Here is a 17,268-nt window from a genome sequence, read left to right on the forward strand (position 1 = left end):
ACGGCGTTATTCCGTCGTTGAGCAGTGAATTTACCTGCGCTGAACCGTTTTAGTGCCGGGTATCTGACGGCGTCTCGACACCCGCACCAGCGAACAATTGAGCGATATCCGCCGCGTCGAACAGGTAGCGCTGGTTGCAGAACTGGCAATCGATCTCGACGCTGCCACCCTGCTCGGCCACCAATTGCTGCGCATCTTCCAGACCCAGGCTGACCAGTGCGTTGCCCGAGCGTTCGCGGGAGCAGCTGCAATGGAAGCGCAGTTTCTGCACATCGAACAGACGGACCTGTTCTTCATGGTAGAGGCGATGCAGAACCGTTTCGTTGTCCAGGCTCAACAGTTCATCAGCGGTCAGGGTGTTGCCCAGCGCGGTGATGTGCTGCCAGCTGGCGGCGCGTTCTTCTTCGTCTTTCAGGCGATCGGCAGGCAGTTGCTGCAGCAGCAGGCCACGGGCGCGACGGCCATCGGCGCACAGCTTGAAGCGGGTGCCAACCTGCTGGGACATGACGAAGTAGTTGGTGAAGCAGTCGGACAGGGTTTCGCCGTCGAGGTCGACGATGCCCTGGTAGCGCTGGCCCACCGTCGGATCGACAGTCAACGCCAACACGCCGTTGGGCATCAGGTCGGAGAGGGTCGCATCAGCGGCGATCAAGTCGGCTTCATAACGGGCCAGGCCACGAATTTCGCGGTCACTGGAGCACTCGATCATCAGCAGCGGGATCGGGCCTTCGGAGCGCGCCTGAAGAATCAGCAAGCCATCGAATTTCAGGGTGCCTACCAGCAACGACGCAGCAGCCATCAGTTCGCCCAGCAGTTGCGCAACCGGCTCCGGATACGGGTGCTTGGCGAGCACTTCGGCGTAGCTGCGTTCCAGCGACACCAGTTCGCCGCGCGTGTCGCTGTCATCGAAGATGAAGCGTTGGGTGTAATCGGTATCGAGGAAATCGGTCATAGGTCTAGGTATCTGATTTTAATGACAAAAAGGTTACAAAGAATGAAAATCCCGCGCTTCTGGCATCCATTTTGATGCCTATGTTCAGCCACGGGAGGCATTTTATGAACAATCCGGGTTTGTTCCAATCAAGGTGGAACCTCGGCCGGCTGGTTCTGTGCAATGCAGTGCCTTTGGCACTACTGGCTTTCTGGTTATGGCCTACGGGTCAGATGCTGTGTGTGATTTTCGACGAGTGGCTGTTCCGCTCACTCAATGCACCGCTGGCCAGCAACCCCATATGGCTCCACATCTGGGCAATTGCAAGTCTGCGCCCGTTCGACGTTGTCGTCGGACTGATCCTGCTGACCCTGCTGATCAAGGGCGACTGGGTGTTCAAGGCGATTGACGTGCGTCGCGCCTTCTTCGGATTTTTCTCGATCCTGCTGCTGATGGTGGTGATCCGCGCGCTGTTTTCCAAATTCGCCGACCACATGGGCTGGCAGCACAATAGCCCATCCATGGTGCTCCAGGGCGCCGTTCATATGAGCGACTACTTCCCGCATCTCGAGAAGACCTTTGAGCTGAAGGATCGCTCGAGCCAGAGTTTCCCCGGTGACCATGCTTCGGTGCTGTTGATCTGGGCGCTGTTCATGGGCGTTTTCAGTCGCTCCGCCGGCCAGTTCCTGACGATCTGGGGTCTGGCGCTGCTATTCATGCTGCCGCGTCTGGTGGCCGGCGCGCACTGGGGCCAGGACGATTACATCGGTGGCCTGCTGTTGGCGGTATGGGCGTTGGGCTGGGGTTACTACACACCGTTTGCCTATCACGCGGCGAACTTCTGGCTGAAGATCACAGCGCCGATTTTCACGCTGGTGGGCAAGTTGCCGGTGGTTTCGCGGATGAGTGTGGTGGCGCTCCGCTAATTCGATACGCCTGAAAAGATCGCAGCCTCCGGCAGCTCCTCAGGGAGCGCATGCAGGCTGCGATTTTTTATTCGCCGCTACTGTTCCCACGAAATTTAAACAAGTCCCGACGCTGTTTCTTGCTCGGTTTGCCGTCGGTGGTCACACCCAACGCGCCCGCCTTGCGCATCGCTGCAGCCGCCTCGCGCTTGGCGATACTGGCTTCGGTTTCCGCATACAGCGTCTGCGCTTCCGGCGCGCCACGGCGCACGATCGACAGGGCCTGGACCACGACAGTCTTTTCATCGAAGCCGGTACGAATCTCGAATTCATCGCCGATGCGTGGCTCTTTGCCAGGCTTGCAGCGCTCTCCCCGACAATGCACCTTGCCACTTTCGATGGCGGCTTTGGCCAAGGCACGGGTTTTAAAAAAACGTGCAGCCCACAGCCATTTGTCGAGACGGACCTTGTCGTCCTCTTCGCTTTTTTGTGCCATGGAATTTCCTCATTCTGAAATATTGATGAACTGTACTACCGTTTCTGTCGTGCCATGAATTGCGCTGTCCCGGATTACAATGCACACATTCCGGGGCGTGCTTGAGAGCGCGCAAATCCGGGCCATAGATATCTGTCGCCTTTTAACCACTATTCTGCGTGAATACCGCAAATCCGGCCCCCTGCGGGCTGATCGGTTTTCACCGGTTGAGCATTTTTTTGAAGACATTTGACCATTTGACCGTTGTCGGTCTGCGCGAGTGGGTGGCGCTCCCGGGTTTGGGAGTCGCAGGCCTTCGGGCGAAAATCGACACCGGTGCCAGTACCTCCAGCCTGCACGCCACCGACATCGAGCCGTTCGAGCGGGACGGTGAGAAGTGGGTGCGTTTCACCGCGCACCTGGGCACGGTGGTGCAATTGCGCCACCGGCGTTGCGAAGCGCCGCTGGTCACCCGCAAGACTATCAAGAGTTCCAACGGCCAGGCCCAGGTGCGCTATGTAATCAGCACCACCCTGGCCCTCGGTGATCGGGTCTGGCCGGTCGAGTTCACCCTCGCCTGCCGCAAGTCCATGCGCTATCGCCTGTTGCTCGGTTCCAAAGCCCTGATCGACGGCCAGTTGGTGGTCAATCCGGGTATCAAGTATGTACAAGACAAGCCGGTGTTCCCGGTATCTACCTCCTCCACAGGTGTTGCATGAAGATCGCTGTGCTGTCGCGGAATCCGCGTCTGTATTCCACCCGTCGTCTGGTCGAAGCCGGCACCGAACGCGGGCATGAAATGGTGGTGATCGACACCTTGCGCGCCTACATGAACATCGCCAGCCACAAGCCGCAGATCCACTATCGCGGCAAGCCGCTGGAAGGTTTCGATGCGGTGATCCCGCGGATCGGCGCGTCGGTGACGTTTTATGGCTGCGCAGTGTTGCGTCAGTTTGAAATGATGGGGGTGTTTCCGCTCAACGAATCGGTGGCCATCGCCCGTTCCCGGGACAAGCTGCGTTCGCTGCAATTGCTGTCGCGCCGGGGCATCGGTTTGCCGGTGACCGGCTTCGCCCACTCACCGGACGACATTCCCGACCTGATCGACATGGTCAACGGCGCGCCGCTGGTGATCAAGGTGCTGGAAGGTACTCAGGGCATCGGCGTGGTGCTGTGCGAAACCGCGACGGCCGCGGAGTCGGTGATCGAGGCGTTCATGGGCCTCAAGCAGAACATCATGGTGCAGGAATACATCAAGGAGGCCGGCGGCGCGGACATCCGCTGCTTCGTGGTCGGCGACAAGGTGATCGCGGCGATGAAGCGTCAGGCCAAGCCCGGGGAGTTCCGCTCCAACCTGCACCGTGGCGGCAGCGCCAGCCTGATCAAGATCACCCCGGAAGAGCGCATGACCGCGTTGCGCGCCGCCAAGGTCATGGGCCTGGCGGTGGCGGGTGTGGATATCCTGCGTTCGAATCACGGGCCGCTGGTGATGGAAGTGAACTCGTCGCCGGGCCTGGAAGGGATCGAGACCACCACCGGCAAGAACGTGGCGGGGATCATCATCGAGCACCTTGAGAAGAATGGCGGGCCGAACATGACCCGCACCAAAGGCAAGGGTTGAACCTTGAATCAGGCGGCCGCAAGGCCGCCTGAAACTTAAACCGCGTCTCGCGGCAGCATCAACCCCAGCGGCAAGCGCACCCGCGCCTCCAGCCCGCCACCGGAGCGGTTGCGCAACTCGACATTGCCACCGTGCATCGAAGCAATCCGCTTCACGATCGCCAGCCCCAGCCCGGTACCCTTTCCGCCCCGCGCGCGGTCGCCACGGGTGAACGGGTTGAAAATCGCCTCAAGCTCCGACGGATCAATCCCCGCCCCACGGTCCATCACGCTCAGCACCACGTACGGCGCACTGGTGTCGCCGGACACGTAAGCCGCGACTTCGACGCCGCTGCCGGCATGATTCAACGCATTGCCGATCAGGTTGTTCAGCAAACGTTTCATCGACACCCGACGCAGCGGAAACGGCTGGATCGGCTCCAGACGCAAGCGCACCTTCTCTTCACTCTGGTTGTACGGCGCCGCGACTTCGCGCACCAGATCGCTCAGATCCACTTCTTCCACCGACTCGTCCCGACCATCGCGAATGAACGCGAGGAACTGGTCGAGAATCGCGTCCATGTCTTCAATGTCGCGCACCATGTCGTCGGTCAGGTCGGTGCGGTCACCCATCAGTTCCAGCGACAGTCGTAGACGGGTCAGCGGCGTGCGCAGGTCGTGGGAAACCCCGGCGAGCATCAGTTCACGTTCACGGCCGGCCTGTTCTACATCTTCAGCCATCTGGTTGAAGGCGCGATAAACCTCGGTCATTTCGCTTGGCGTGTCACTGATCGGCAGGCGCACGCTGCGGCCCTGGCCGAGTTGCCGTGCGGCATACACGAGACGCTTCAAAGGCTGATTGAGCTGGCTGACGAAAATCCATGCCGACGCGGTCGAGAGCAACCCGATGGCGAGGAACCAGCCGAGTACGTTCCAGATTTTCTGGCCGCGCAACGGATGCGGGTACAACGGCACTTTCAACCAGCCATCACCCAGGCTCGGCGCACGCACCCACAACGCCGGCGGCGAATGCATGCGCAAGCGAACCTCGGTGTCGGCACCCAATTCCGCCTGCATCTGCCGCTGGTAGATTTCGCTGTACGGCCAGTGCTGCTCGCCTTCCGGCACACCGGCACCGACCACCCGGATCAGGGTCGCGGCATCAGCGATCTTCGCGCGGTTTTCTTCATCGGCAGCCCAATAGGCACGCAGCGTCAGGGCGACGCCGTGGCTGTATTGACGGTCCACCAGCACGTCCTCGTTCATCAGCAGATAAACCAGGGTCAGTGCCTTGGAAAACAATACGACGATGAGCACCAGCCAGAGGGTGCGGGAGAAGAAACTTTGGGGGAACCAGACAGGGGTTTTCATGGATAACCGCTACGCACTTGCAGGAGCGAGCAATGCTCGCATATTGCGGATAACGAGTCTGCGGAGGCGGCATTTTTGACCGCTCCCCACAGACCCGCTCCTACAAATCACCCGTCACTTGGTGGAGTTGCCATCCGGCACGAACACATAACCCACGCCCCAGACAGTCTGGATGTAGCGCGGTTTGGACGGATCGGGTTCGATCATCCGGCGCAGACGGGAAATCTGCACATCGATGGAACGCTCCAGGGCATCCCATTCCCGGCCACGGGCCAGGTTCATCAGTTTGTCGCGGGTCAGCGGCTGACGGGCGTTCATCACCAGGGCCTTGAGTACCGCGAACTCACCGGTGGTGAGCATGTGCACTTCGTCGCCGCGCTTGAGTTCGCGGGTGGCCAGGGACAGCACGTAGTCACCGAACGTGACGTTCTCTTCTTCGCTGCCCGGCGCGCCCGGCACCGGTGCGGCCTGACGGCGCAGCACGGCTTTGACGCGGGCCATCAACTCGTCCGGGTTGAACGGCTTGGCCAGGTAGTCGTCGGCGCCCAGTTCCAGGCCCTTGATACGGCTCAGCTCGTCGCCCTTGGCGGTGAGCATGATGATCGGGATCTGATTGTTCGCGCCACGCAGGCGACGGCAAGCGGTCAGGCCGTCTTCGCCCGGCAGCATCAGGTCGAGGACGACCAGATTGAACACTTCACGCGACAGCAGACGATCCATCTGCTCGGTATTCGGTACGGCTCGGGCGCGGTAGCCCTTGCTGACGAAGAAGCGTTCCAGCAGGCTGCTCAGCCCCGGATCATCGTCAACAATAAGAATTTTTTCGCCTTCAGCAGTTTGTGCAGTGCTGCTCATTGGATGCTCCTTTTAGCTCGGCGCGCATTATGGCGTAGCTGCCGTTATACGCACCGTGTGCATTGTTAGCAGATTTTTCCTTCACTGCCAGAAAACCGGGGCTTGAGCCTACAGACTGTGTCGCCCCCGAATGACAGAACGCTGGTTATAATGCGCGGCCTTTTGTGTCAGGCAACGTCTGAATCGTTACCGCAGGTGGCCGTCTCTTATTTTCCGGGCCGTCGCAGTAATTGTTCGATTTCACGGGTCAATGGGATGCCTTTTGACCCAGGCAGCGGCAAGCGTCAGGCCGCCCAACCAGACTCCGGGCCTTTATTTACGTGCCTGCGAGCCTGCTTTCACAATTTGTCAGGTGGTTTTATGGACAGCATCAACAGCCGCATCGCCGAGGAACTCGGCGTACGCCCACAACAGGTCGAAGCGGCCGTCGCGCTACTCGATGAAGGCTCTACCGTTCCCTTCATCGCCCGTTACCGGAAAGAAGTGACCGGCAGCCTCGATGACACTCAACTGCGTCATCTGGAAGAGCGTCTGCGCTACCTGCGAGAACTCGACGAACGGCGCATCAGCATTCTTTCCAGCATCCAGGAGCAGGGCAAACTCACCCCTGAACTGGAGCGCGAAATCAAACTCGCCGACACCAAGACCCGCCTCGAAGACTTGTATCTGCCGTACAAGCAGAAGCGCCGCACCAAGGGCCAGATCGCCCTGGAAGCCGGCCTCGGCGAGCTGGCCGACGGTCTGTTCAACGACCCGAGCCTGGCCCCGGAAGCCGAAGCCGCACGCTTCATCGACGCCGAAAAAGGCGTGGCCGACGTCAAGGCTGCGCTGGAAGGCGCCAAGTACATCCTCATGGAGCGCTTCGCCGAAGACGCCAACCTGCTGGAAAAACTGCGTACTTACCTGAAACAGGAAGCCACCCTCAGTGCCCGCGTGATCGCTGGCAAGGAAGAGGAAGGCGCCAAGTTCCGCGATTACTTCGAACACGACGAACCGCTGAAAAGCATGCCGTCGCACCGCGCGCTGGCGATTTTCCGTGGCCGCAATGAAGGCATTCTCAGCTCCGCACTGAAGGTCGGCGATGAACTGCCGGGCACCATGCATCCGTGCGAAGGCATGATCGGCCAGCAAGTCGGCATCCAGAACCAGAACCGTCCGGCCGACAAATGGCTGGGTGAAGTGGTGCGCTGGACCTGGAAGGTCAAGCTCTACACCCACCTGGAAACCGACCTGCTCGGCGAGCTGCGCGACGGCGCCGAAACCGAAGCGATCAACGTGTTCGCCCACAACCTGCACGACCTGCTGCTGGCCGCTCCGGCCGGCCCGCGCGCCACCCTGGGTCTCGACCCGGGCCTGCGCACCGGCTGCAAGGTCGCGGTGGTCGACTCCACCGGCAAGCTGCTGGATCACGCCACGGTTTACCCGCACGTGCCGCACAACAAATGGGATCAGACCATCGCGATCCTGGCCGCCCTGTGCGCCAAGCACTCGGTCGACCTGATCGCCATCGGCAACGGCACCGCCAGTCGTGAAACCGACAAACTGGCCATCGAGCTGATCAAAAAATATCCAGCGATGAAAATGACCAAGGTCATGGTCTCCGAAGCCGGCGCATCGGTGTACTCGGCATCGGAACTGGCAGCCAAGGAATTCCCGGATCTGGACGTATCGATCCGTGGCGCGGTATCGATCGCCCGTCGCTTGCAGGATCCACTGGCCGAACTGGTGAAAATCGATCCGAAATCCATCGGTGTCGGTCAGTACCAGCACGACGTGTCGCAGCTGAAACTGGCACGCGGCCTGGACGCCGTGGTCGAGGACTGCGTGAACGCCGTGGGCGTGGACGTGAACACCGCGTCCGTGGCGCTGCTGGCGCGGATCTCCGGCCTCAACGCGACCCTGGCGCAGAACATCGTGACTCACCGTGACGAACACGGCGCGTTCAAGACTCGCGCTGCACTGAAGAAAGTCGCGCGTCTCGGCGAAAAAACCTTCGAACAGGCCGCCGGCTTCCTGCGCGTGATGAACGGCGACAACCCGCTGGATTCCTCGGCGGTTCACCCGGAAGCCTATCCGCTGGTGCAACGCATCGCCGCTGAAACCGACCGCGACATCCGCTCGCTGATCGGCGATGCCGGGTTCCTCAAGCGTCTGGATCCGAAGAAATTCACCGACGAGACCTTCGGTCTGCCAACCGTCACCGACATCCTGCAGGAACTGGAAAAACCGGGCCGCGACCCGCGTCCGGAGTTCAAGACCGCCGAGTTCCAGGAAGGCGTCGAGGACCTGAAAGACCTGCAACTGGGGATGATCCTCGAAGGTGTGGTGACCAACGTGACCGCATTCGGCGCGTTCGTCGACATCGGCGTGCATCAGGATGGTCTGGTGCACATCTCGGCGCTGTCGGAGAAGTTCATCAAGGATCCACGCGAAGCGGTGAAGGCCGGTGACGTGGTGAAAGTGAAGGTCATGGAAGTCGACATCCCGCGCAAACGCGTCGGCCTGTCGATGCGCATGAGCGACACCCCGGGCGAGAAAATCGACGGTGCCCGTGGCGCGCGTCCAGGCTCGGCGCCACGCCAGTCGCAGGGTTCAGCGCCGCGCAAGGAAACTACCCCGGCGGCTCCGGCGAACAACGCCATGGCGTCGCTGTTCGCCAACGCCAAGCAGTTGAAGAAACGCTGATGGAAATTCCGGCCGGGCTCGTCGAGAGCGCGTTTTTCAAGCTGTTGGGCTGCCGCCTGCACAGCCTGGAAACCGGGGTGGCGCAAGTCGCCCTGGTGCTGGAACCCGAACTGCGCAACCGCGGCGGCAAGCTGCACGGCGGCGCGCTGTTCAGTCTGGTCGATATCGCGATGGGGCTGGCCTGTTCCAGCACCCACGGCTTTGACCAGCAAAGCGCGACCATCGAGTGCAAGATCAACTACATCCGCGCCGTCTCCGAGGGCGAGGTGATGTGCACGGCGCGGGTGATCCACCCGGGCCGGCGCACGCTGGTGGTCGAAGCCGACGTGATGCAGGGCGACAAACTGGTCGCAAAAGCGCAAGGCACGTTCGCTGTCCTGTAGATGTTGTTCATCATTTTGAGTTAATTTCGGCGCTGTGATCGCAGCGTCGGAGTTTTCCTCGCCCGCGTCTGCCAGATTCAGGGACTGAAGTTGGCGTTTCCAATGGGGCTTTCATGGCCCGAAAACCAGGCGAAAACGCCAGTTTCAACTTCACCCTTGTAGACCGTCCTGCCCACCCCCATATTGGGGCGACTGACGCGTGAAGGAATCCAAATTGAGCGAACTTCTCAACCGCCGCCTGGCTCTGCTCGGTGAGCGCGCCAACCTCTCTCTGCTCGAGCAGTGCCTGCACGGTATCGAACGTGAATGCCTGCGCGTGACCGGCGAGGGACGTCTGGCGCAAACGCCGCACCCTGAAAGCCTGGGTTCCGCGCTGACCAACGAACAGATCACCACCGACTATTCCGAGTCGCTGCTGGAATTCATCACGCCTGCCCTGCCAGACCCGGCCGACACCCTGGCCAGCCTGGACAAGATTCATCGCTTCGCCTACAGCAAGCTCGGCAACGAGTACCTGTGGAGTCCATCGATGCCGTGCCCGTTGCCGGCCGAGGAAGATATCCCGATCGCCTATTACGGCACCTCCAACATTGGTCAGCTCAAGTATGTCTACCGCAAGGGCCTGGCCCTGCGTTACGGCAAGACCATGCAGTGCATCGCCGGGATTCACTACAACTTCTCCCTGCCGGAAAAGCTCTGGCCGCTGCTGAAAGAAGCCGAAGGCTTCGTCGGCACCGACCGGGATTTCCAGTCGTCGTCCTATATCGCGCTGATCCGCAACTTCCGTCGCTACAGCTGGCTGCTGATGTACCTGTTCGGTGCTTCGCCGGCGCTGGACGCGGGGTTCCTGCGCGGCCGTTCGCATCAACTGGAACAGTTGGACCCGGACACTCTGTACCTGCCTTACGCCACCAGCCTGCGCATGAGTGACCTCGGTTACCAGAGCAACGCCCAGGCTGGCCTGACCCCTTGCTACAACGACCTGGCAAGCTACACCGACAGCCTGCGCAAGGCGGTGGCCACGCCATACGCGCCGTATGTAGAAGTCGGCACGCACCAGGATGGCGAGTGGGTGCAACTGAACACCAACATCCTGCAGATCGAAAACGAGTACTACTCCAACATCCGCCCGAAACGCGTGACCTACACCGGCGAGCGGCCGATCCAGGCGCTGGTCGCCCGTGGCATCCAGTACGTCGAAGTGCGTTGCCTGGACATCAACCCGTTCCTGCCGATGGGCATCGACCTCACCGAATCGCGCTTCCTCGACGCGTTCCTGCTGTACTGCGCACTGAACGACAGCCCGCTGCTGACCAACATCAGCTGCGGCAACGCCACGTCGAACTTCCTCAGCGTGGTCAAGGAAGGTCGTCGTCCGGGCCTGCAATTGCAGCGTGACGGCCAACCGGTCGAACTGAAGGAATGGGCCGCCGAACTGCTGGAAAAAATTGCTCCACTGGCGGCGCTGCTGGATCAAAGCCATGGTGGAGATGCCCACAGCAAGGCACTCGACGCACAACTGGCCAAGGTCAAGGATTCGTCCCTGACGCCTTCGGCCCAGGTGCTGGCGGCGATGGCCGAGCACAAGGAAAGCTTCGCGCAATTCTCCCTGCGCCAGAGCCAGGCTCACGCCGAGTTCTTCCGCAGCGAGCCGTTGGCGGCTGAGGAACAGGCGAAGTTTGAAGAACTGGCGCGGTCGTCGCTGGCGCAACAGGCTGAGCTGGAGCAGAACGAGGTGGGCGATTTCGACGTGTTTGTCGGGTCGTATCAGGCGAGTATTCTGGCGATCAGCAACTGACTGCCTTCCACTCGTTGATCGTTCCAACATCGAGGCGTCGAGCCGTCCGCTTGGGAACGCCTCACGCTAATGATCGTTCCCACGCTCCGCGTGGGAATGCCTCAAGGGACGCTCTGCGTCCCAGTGACGCGGAGCGTCACAAGCTGAATTCCCACGCAGAGCGTGGGAACTATCAAATACCCCCGGCTTAGATTTTTCCGCTCATAAGCTAAGTCTAAAAAGTTATTTATTTCTAGATTCTTAGATCATTTAGTCTCCTTTCACGCCGACGCTCGGTCGCCTGATATGGAGCTCTTCAATGAAACTGAATGTCCCGCTTCGCCTGCTGGCCGTGGCCTCTCTGGCTGCCGCGAGTTTCCTGGCTCAGGCCGCCGACCTCACCGTCGCCTACCAGACCACCGTTGACCCGGCGAAAGTCGCCCAGGCCGACGGCGCCTATGAGAAAGCCACCAAGGCCGATATCAGCTGGCGCAAGTTCGACAACGGTGCCGACGTCATCACCGCCATCGCTTCCGGCGACGTGCAGATCGGCTACCTCGGTTCCAGCCCCCTGACTGCCGCGATCACCCGCAAAGTCCCGGTGGAAACCTTCCTTATCGCCACTCAGATCGGCGCTGCTGAAGCGCTGGTCGCCCGCGACGGCTCCGGCATCAAGACGCCGCAGGATCTGGTCGGCAAGAAAATCGCCGTGCCATTCGTGTCCACCGGTCACTACAGCCTGCTGGCCGCGCTGAAGCACTGGAACATCGACCCTTCGAAAGTCACCGTCCTCAACCTCGCCCCGCCAGCGATCATTGCCGCGTGGAAGCGCGGTGACATCGATGCCACCTACGTTTGGGATCCGGCGCTGGGTGTGGCCAAGGAAAACGGCAAAGTGCTGATTACTTCCGGCGAACTGGCCAAGTTCGGCGCGCCAACTTTCGACGCCTGGATCGTGCGCAAAGACTTCGCCGAGAAGCACCCGGAAATCGTTACCGCATTCGCCAAGGTCACCCTCGACGCCTACGCCGACTACCGCAAGGATCCAAAAGCCTGGATCGCCAATCAGAGCAACGTCGACAAGCTGGTGAAACTGTCCGGCGCCAAGGCCAGCGACATTCCATTGCTGCTGCAAGGCAACGTCTACCCGCTGGCGGCGGATCAGGTCAGTGACCTCGGCGCGCCGACCACCAAAGCCATCACCGACACCGCTGCGTTCCTCAAGGAGCAAGGCAAGGTCGAAGCGGTTCTGCCGGACTACGCGCCGTACGTCACCCCCAAGTACATCACCAACTGATCGGGAGCTAATTGCGATGGCCTTGCTACAGCTGGAGCGCATCAGCGCACAGTATCCCGGCAGCCCGGAACCGGTGCTGGCGGATATCTCTCTGACCCTGGGGCCCCAGCAATTGCTGGTCGCCCTCGGCCCGTCCGGCAGTGGCAAGACTTCGCTGTTGAACCTGATTGCCGGCTTCGTCGAACCGAGCGCCGGCCGCATCACCCTCGACGGTGTGCCGGTCAAAGGCCCGAGCGCCGAACGCGGCGTGGTGTTCCAGGACGACGCCCTGCTGCCCTGGCAGGACGTGCTGGCCAACGTTGCCTTCGGTCTCGAACTGGCCGGTGTCGCCAAGGACAAACGCGAACAGCGCGCCCGGGAAATGCTCGCGCTGGTCGATCTCTCCGGTTTCGAAAAACGTCGCATCTGGCAACTCTCCGGTGGCCAGAAGCAACGTGTCGGCCTGGCCCGCGCCCTCGCGGCCGACCCGCGCGTGCTGCTGATGGACGAACCCTTCGGTGCCCTCGACGCCTTCACCCGCGAACAGATGCAGGAACTGTTGCTGCAAGTCTGGCAACGCACCGCCAAACCGGTGTTCCTGATTACCCACGACATTGAAGAGGCGGTGTTCCTCGCCACCGACCTGATTCTGCTGGCGCCGAATCCGGGGCAGATCGTCGAGCGTCTGCATCTCGATTTTGGCCAGCGTTACGCCGCCGGCGAATCGGCGCGAGCGATCAAGTCCGATCCGCGCTTCATCGAAACCCGCGAACACGTGCTCGCCAAAGTGTTCTCGCAACGCAGCGCCGTTCAGCGGCAGGAGCGCGCATGAGCAGTTACGACGTTTCCGCCACCGCAGTGAAACCCGCCGCCACGTCGGTGGTGATTCCTGTGCGTCGCAGCCTCAGCACTCGCTGGATCAGCCTGCTGACCTTGTTCGCGTTGCTGGTGATCTGGTGGGCCGTCACGGCCACCGGCCTGATCGAACCGCTGTTCCTGCCGCCACCGTCCGCCGTACTGCAAAAAGGTTGGTTACTGGCGACCACGGGTTACATGGATTCGACGTTGTGGCAGCACCTGGGCGCGAGCCTGAGCCGCATCGGTCTGGGCCTGGGTTTTGCGATTCTGACCGCGGTGCCGGTGGGCATTGCCATCGGCGCCAACCGCATCGCCCGAGGTGTGCTGGATCCGCTGATCGAGTTCTACCGCCCTATTCCGCCGCTCGCGTATCTGCCGCTGATCGTGATCTGGTGCGGCATCGGCGAATTGTCGAAAGTGCTGCTGATCTACCTGGCGATTTTCGCCCCGATCGCGATTGCCACCGCCACCGGCGTGCGCACCGTCGACCCGGCCAAACTGCGCGCTGCGCAATCGCTGGGCGCCACTCGCGCACAACTGATTCGCCACGTGATTTTGCCGAGCGCGCTGCCGGACATTCTGACCGGTGTGCGCATTGGCCTGGGTGTCGGCTGGTCGACTCTGGTCGCCGCCGAATTGATCGCGGCCACCAGTGGCCTGGGCTTCATGGTGCAGTCGGCTGCGCAATTCCTGGTCACCGACGTGGTGGTGCTGGGGATTCTGGTCATCGCCCTGATTGCCTTCGCCATGGAAATGGGCCTGCGCGCCCTGCAACGCAAACTGGTGCCGTGGCACGGCCAGGCCCACTGATTTTTCAGCACTGACTACCCCGACAGTTTCGGGGCCCCGGAATTGAAGAGAACCACCATGAGCAGCCTGAACATCACCCCGTTAAGCTCGGCCCTCGGCGCACAGATCAGCGGCGTCGACATCAGCCAGCCGCTGAACCTGGAACAGCGCGACGCCATCGAGCAGGCACTGCTCAAATACCAGGTGCTGTTCTTCCGCAATCAGCCGATCGAGCCGTCGCAACAGGCACGTTTCGCCCACTACTTCGGCGACCTGCACATTCACCCGATCTACCCTAATGTGCCTGAGCAACCGGAAGTGCTGATCCTCGACACCGCCGTCACCGACGTGCGCGACAACGCGATCTGGCACACCGACGTCACCTTCCTGCCAACCCCGGCCATGGGCGCGGTGCTCAGCGCCAAGCTGTTGCCGGAGTTCGGCGGCGATACGTTGTGGGCCAGCGGGATTGCCGCGTATGAGGCGCTGTCGACGCCGATGAAAGCGCTGCTCGAAGGGTTGACCGCGACTCACGACTTCACCCGCTCATTTCCGTTGGAGCGCTATGGCAACACGCCGGAAGCACTGGCGCAGTGGGAAGAGGCGCGGCGCAAGAATCCACCGCTGTCGCATCCGGTGATTCGCACGCACCCAGTGAGCGGGCGGCGTTCGTTGTTCGTCAACGAAGGCTTCACGTCGAAGATCAATGAGTTGTCGGAGACTGAGAGTGAAGCGGTGCTGAAGTTTCTGTTCGCCCACGCGACGCGGCCGGAGTTCACCATTCGCTGGCGCTGGCAGAAGGATGACATTGCGTTCTGGGATAACCGCGTGACGCAGCATTACGCGGTGGATGATTACCGGCCGGCGCGGCGGGTGATGCAGCGGGCTACGGTGTTGGGGGATGTGCCGTTTTTTCGCTGAACAATTGATCGTTCCCACGCTCTGCGTGGGAACGATCAGTGTGTCGTTATTCCGCCGTCGAAGGCTTCTCCCAAAGATTGATCCCGCCCTCCTGGGCAAACCGGTCAATCTCCGCCAACTCTTCCGCACTGAAACTCAGGTTCTTCAACGCCCCGACGTTCTCGACAATCTGCTCCGGCCGGCTCGCGCCGATCAGGGCCGAGGTCACTCGCGGATCCCGCAGCGTCCACGCCAGCGCCAGTTGCGCCAGACTCTGCCCACGACGTTTGGCGATTTCATTCAACGCCCGCACATGAGCGATGTTGGCCCCGGACAAATGTGAAGCCTGCAACGAACCACCCCCCGGACGATTGACCCGCGCATCCGCCGGCACGCCGTTGAGGTATTTGTCGGTCAGCAGACCCTGCGCCAGCGGGGTGAACGCAATCACGCCAGTGCCGAGTTCTTCGGTGGTGTCGAGCAGGTCTTTTTCCACCCAACGGTTGAGCAGGTTGTAGGCCGGCTGGTGAATCAACAGCGGCACTTTCCACTCTTTGAGCAGCGCGGCGATCTCACGAGTTTTCACCCCGGAGTACGACGAGATGCCGATGTACAACGCCTTGCCCTGCTGCACGGCAGTGGCGAGGGCGCTGGCGGTTTCTTCCAGCGGGGTGTCCGGGTCGAAGCGGTGCGAATAAAAGATATCCACATAGTCCAGGCCCAGGCGTTGCAGGCTCTGGTCGAGGCTGGCCAGCACGTATTTGCGCGAACCGCCGCCCTGGCCGTAAGGGCCGGGCCACATGTCCCAACCGGCCTTGCTGGAGATGATCAGTTCATCGCGATATTGCTTGAAGTCTTCGCGCAGCAAACGGCCGAAATTGGTCTCGGCGCTGCCGTAGGGAGGGCCGTAGTTGTTGGCCAGGTCGAAGTGGTTGATCCCCAGATCGAACGCGGTGCGCAGCAAGGCACGCTGGGTGTCGATCGGCGTGCTGTCGCCGAAGTTGTGCCACAGGCCCAGGGACAGCGCCGGCAGCACCAGACCGCTGCGTCCGACGCGGCGGTAAGGGATGGAGTCATAACGGTTTTCGGCAGCGGTGTAAGTCATCGAATCCTCTCTTGTCGGTCTTGAAATGGGTGTCGATTGCTACGCAAATCTGTTGCCGGGACGGGCGAGGCCAAGGTTCTGGCGCAAGGTCCGGCCCTCGTATTCGGTTCTGAACAGTCCGCGCCGTTGCAGTTCCGGGACCACGCCATTGGCGAAATCTTCGAGCCCGCCGGGCAGGTGCGGCACCAGCACGTTGAAGCCGTCCGCCGCGCCCTGCTCGAACCACTCCTGCAAGCGGTCGGCAATCTGCGCCGGCGTGCCGACGACGCTGTAATGCCCGCGGCCGCCGGCGATTCTGCGGCCCAGTTCGGCCAGGGTCAGACGCTCCCGGCCGGCCAGTTCTGTCAGCAGTTTCTGCCGGCTCTGCTGGCCGCTTTCAGTCAGCGGCAATTCCGGCAGCGGCCCGTCCAACGGGTACTTCGACAGGTCGAAGTTGCCCAGCATACGCCCAAGCAGGGCGACACCAACCTCGGGTTCGACCAATTGCTGAAACGTTTCACATTTTTCCTGCGCTTCGGCTTCCGTCTGCCCGACGACGACAAACACACCGGGCATGATTTTCAGCGAATCGGCGCTGCGCCCGTACTTCGGCAAGCGTCCCTTGAGGTCGGCGTAAAACGCCTGGGCGCTGGCCAGTGAGGTCTGCGCGGTGAACACCACTTCGGCCGTCTGCGCCGCCAGTTCACGCCCGGTTTCCGACGAGCCAGCCTGCACGATCACCGGCTGACCCTGTGGCGAACGTGCGACGTTCAGCGGGCCCTTGACCCGGAAGTGCTCACCGACGTGATCCAGCACATGCAATTTTTCCGGGTCGTAATACGCTCCGCTGGCCTTGTCGCGGAGGAAGGCGTCGTCCTGCCAACTGTCCCAGAGCCCGGTCACCACCTGATGAAATTCTCGGGCGCGACTGTAGCGTTCTGCATGGCCGATGTGTTCGTCGCGGCCGAAATTCTGCGCTTCGGCGGCGTTGTCCGAGGTCACCAGATTCCACCCCGCTCGCCCGCCCGAGAGGTGATCGAGCGAAGCAAATTTACGCGCCACGTGATACGGCTCGTTGTAGCTGGTAGTGGCGGTGGCGATCAGGCCGATGCGTTCGGTCACGGCGCTCAAGGCCGAGAGCAACGTCAGCGGCTCGAAGTGATCCGAACGGGCCATCCGGCTGGCGATATCCTGGGTCGGCGCAGCGACGCTGTCGGCGACGAACAACGTATCGAACTTCGCTGCCTCGGCAATCTGCGCCAGACGTTTGTAATGGGCGAAATCCAGCCCGGCGTTGGCCGGCACATCCGGATGACGCCACGCGGCGACGTGGTGCCCGGTGGCCATGAGAAACGCGCCGAGTTTCAGCTGTCTGCTCAT

General features: G+C 61.5%; 16 protein-coding genes. 10 read left to right on the forward strand and 6 right to left on the reverse strand.

Features of this window, described 5'->3' with window-relative positions; all coding sequences use genetic code 11:
• Positions 1-49 precede the first annotated feature (49 nt).
• Positions 50-952, reverse strand: a complete 903-nt coding sequence (gene hslO, locus AC3WRD_RS01985) for an Hsp33 family molecular chaperone HslO (RefSeq protein ID WP_096821908.1) — start codon at positions 950-952, stop codon at positions 50-52.
• Positions 953-1,056: 104 nt separating this feature from the next.
• Here hslO and AC3WRD_RS01990 point away from each other — a divergent pair, with 104 nt between their 5' ends.
• The gene (locus tag AC3WRD_RS01990; protein WP_102620600.1) at positions 1,057-1,857 is read left to right on the forward strand and encodes a phosphatase PAP2 family protein; all 801 of its coding nucleotides are present in this window, start codon (positions 1,057-1,059) and stop codon (positions 1,855-1,857) included.
• A gap of 67 nt (positions 1,858-1,924) precedes the next feature.
• On the opposite strand, the gene AC3WRD_RS01995 is transcribed toward AC3WRD_RS01990, so the two are convergent.
• Entirely contained in the window at positions 1,925-2,332 is a 408-nt protein-coding gene (locus AC3WRD_RS01995; protein WP_096821906.1) for an RNA-binding S4 domain-containing protein, read from the reverse strand.
• A 218-nt stretch (positions 2,333-2,550) separates the two neighbouring features.
• On the opposite strand from AC3WRD_RS01995, the gene rimB reads away from it, so the two are divergent.
• The gene (rimB, locus tag AC3WRD_RS02000) at positions 2,551-3,030 is read left to right on the forward strand and encodes a retropepsin-like aspartic endopeptidase RimB (protein ID WP_102620599.1); all 480 of its coding nucleotides are present in this window, start codon (positions 2,551-2,553) and stop codon (positions 3,028-3,030) included.
• Positions 3,027-3,932 carry a 30S ribosomal protein S6--L-glutamate ligase gene (gene rimK, locus AC3WRD_RS02005; protein WP_007949201.1) on the forward strand — a complete coding sequence of 302 codons (906 nt, stop codon included), beginning with the start codon at positions 3,027-3,029 and terminating at the stop codon, positions 3,930-3,932. Before rimB ends, rimK begins: the two co-directional genes overlap by 4 nt.
• Positions 3,933-3,967: 35 nt before the next feature.
• Here the strand turns inward: rimK and AC3WRD_RS02010 are convergent, their stop codons facing one another.
• Both AC3WRD_RS02010 and ompR read right to left on the reverse strand, forming a co-directional pair.
• A complete protein-coding gene (locus tag AC3WRD_RS02010) occupies positions 3,968-5,281 on the reverse strand; it encodes an ATP-binding protein (protein WP_096821905.1) in 1,314 nt (437 codons plus the stop codon).
• A 114-nt stretch (positions 5,282-5,395) separates the two neighbouring features.
• Entirely contained in the window at positions 5,396-6,136 is a 741-nt protein-coding gene (ompR, locus tag AC3WRD_RS02015; protein WP_007952694.1) for an osmolarity response regulator transcription factor OmpR, read from the reverse strand.
• A 360-nt stretch (positions 6,137-6,496) separates the two neighbouring features.
• Between ompR and AC3WRD_RS02020 the strand changes: the two genes are divergently transcribed.
• The 7 genes from AC3WRD_RS02020 to tauD all read left to right on the forward strand — a co-directional run bounded on the left by AC3WRD_RS02020 (position 6,497) and on the right by tauD (position 14,825).
• Positions 6,497-8,821, forward strand: coding sequence for a Tex family protein (locus AC3WRD_RS02020; protein ID WP_102620598.1), 2,325 nt, complete (start codon positions 6,497-6,499; stop codon positions 8,819-8,821).
• Positions 8,821-9,204, forward strand: coding sequence for a PaaI family thioesterase (locus AC3WRD_RS02025; protein ID WP_085712709.1), 384 nt, complete (start codon positions 8,821-8,823; stop codon positions 9,202-9,204). Before AC3WRD_RS02020 ends, AC3WRD_RS02025 begins: the two co-directional genes overlap by 1 nt.
• Positions 9,205-9,418: 214 nt before the next feature.
• Positions 9,419-11,002, forward strand: coding sequence for a glutamate--cysteine ligase (gshA, locus tag AC3WRD_RS02030; RefSeq protein WP_102620597.1), 1,584 nt, complete (start codon positions 9,419-9,421; stop codon positions 11,000-11,002).
• A 298-nt stretch (positions 11,003-11,300) separates the two neighbouring features.
• The gene (tauA, locus tag AC3WRD_RS02035; protein ID WP_102620596.1) at positions 11,301-12,278 is read left to right on the forward strand and encodes a taurine ABC transporter substrate-binding protein; all 978 of its coding nucleotides are present in this window, start codon (positions 11,301-11,303) and stop codon (positions 12,276-12,278) included.
• Positions 12,279-12,294: 16 nt separating this feature from the next.
• A complete protein-coding gene (gene tauB / locus AC3WRD_RS02040) occupies positions 12,295-13,089 on the forward strand; it encodes a taurine ABC transporter ATP-binding subunit (protein WP_102620595.1) in 795 nt (264 codons plus the stop codon).
• Entirely contained in the window at positions 13,086-13,925 is an 840-nt protein-coding gene (gene tauC, locus AC3WRD_RS02045) for a taurine ABC transporter permease TauC (protein ID WP_064382739.1), read from the forward strand. Before tauB ends, tauC begins: the two co-directional genes overlap by 4 nt.
• A 57-nt stretch (positions 13,926-13,982) precedes the next feature.
• Entirely contained in the window at positions 13,983-14,825 is an 843-nt protein-coding gene (gene tauD / locus AC3WRD_RS02050) for a taurine dioxygenase (RefSeq protein WP_096821900.1), read from the forward strand.
• A gap of 46 nt (positions 14,826-14,871) precedes the next feature.
• Here the strand turns inward: tauD and mgrA are convergent, their stop codons facing one another.
• Together mgrA and AC3WRD_RS02060 are read right to left on the reverse strand one after the other, a co-directional pair.
• Positions 14,872-15,909, reverse strand: a complete 1,038-nt coding sequence (gene mgrA, locus AC3WRD_RS02055; RefSeq protein ID WP_102620594.1) for an L-glyceraldehyde 3-phosphate reductase — start codon at positions 15,907-15,909, stop codon at positions 14,872-14,874.
• Positions 15,910-15,948: 39 nt separating this feature from the next.
• On the reverse strand, positions 15,949-17,268 hold the full coding sequence (locus AC3WRD_RS02060) for an LLM class flavin-dependent oxidoreductase (protein WP_102620593.1): 1,320 nt from the start codon (positions 17,266-17,268) through the stop codon (positions 15,949-15,951).

The organism is Pseudomonas sp. FW215-R2, assembly GCF_058789255.1.

Bases quoted from the DNA above. Each gene is read 5' to 3' on its own strand.
- hslO (WP_096821908.1), bottom strand. From the start codon at position 952: ATGACCGATTTCCTCGATACCGATTACACCCAACGCTTCATCTTCGAT.
- AC3WRD_RS01990 (WP_102620600.1), top strand. From the start codon at position 1,057: ATGAACAATCCGGGTTTGTTCCAATCAAGGTGGAACCTCGGCCGGCTG.
- AC3WRD_RS01995 (WP_096821906.1), bottom strand. From the start codon at position 2,332: ATGGCACAAAAAAGCGAAGAGGACGACAAGGTCCGTCTCGACAAATGG.
- rimK (WP_007949201.1), top strand. From the start codon at position 3,027: ATGAAGATCGCTGTGCTGTCGCGGAATCCGCGTCTGTATTCCACCCGT.
- AC3WRD_RS02010 (WP_096821905.1), bottom strand. From the start codon at position 5,281: ATGAAAACCCCTGTCTGGTTCCCCCAAAGTTTCTTCTCCCGCACCCTC.
- ompR (WP_007952694.1), bottom strand. From the start codon at position 6,136: ATGAGCAGCACTGCACAAACTGCTGAAGGCGAAAAAATTCTTATTGTT.
- AC3WRD_RS02020 (WP_102620598.1), top strand. From the start codon at position 6,497: ATGGACAGCATCAACAGCCGCATCGCCGAGGAACTCGGCGTACGCCCA.
- AC3WRD_RS02025 (WP_085712709.1), top strand. From the start codon at position 8,821: ATGGAAATTCCGGCCGGGCTCGTCGAGAGCGCGTTTTTCAAGCTGTTG.
- tauA (WP_102620596.1), top strand. From the start codon at position 11,301: ATGAAACTGAATGTCCCGCTTCGCCTGCTGGCCGTGGCCTCTCTGGCT.
- tauB (WP_102620595.1), top strand. From the start codon at position 12,295: ATGGCCTTGCTACAGCTGGAGCGCATCAGCGCACAGTATCCCGGCAGC.
- tauC (WP_064382739.1), top strand. From the start codon at position 13,086: ATGAGCAGTTACGACGTTTCCGCCACCGCAGTGAAACCCGCCGCCACG.
- tauD (WP_096821900.1), top strand. From the start codon at position 13,983: ATGAGCAGCCTGAACATCACCCCGTTAAGCTCGGCCCTCGGCGCACAG.
- mgrA (WP_102620594.1), bottom strand. From the start codon at position 15,909: ATGACTTACACCGCTGCCGAAAACCGTTATGACTCCATCCCTTACCGC.
- AC3WRD_RS02060 (WP_102620593.1), bottom strand. From the start codon at position 17,268: ATGAGCAGACAGCTGAAACTCGGCGCGTTTCTCATGGCCACCGGGCAC.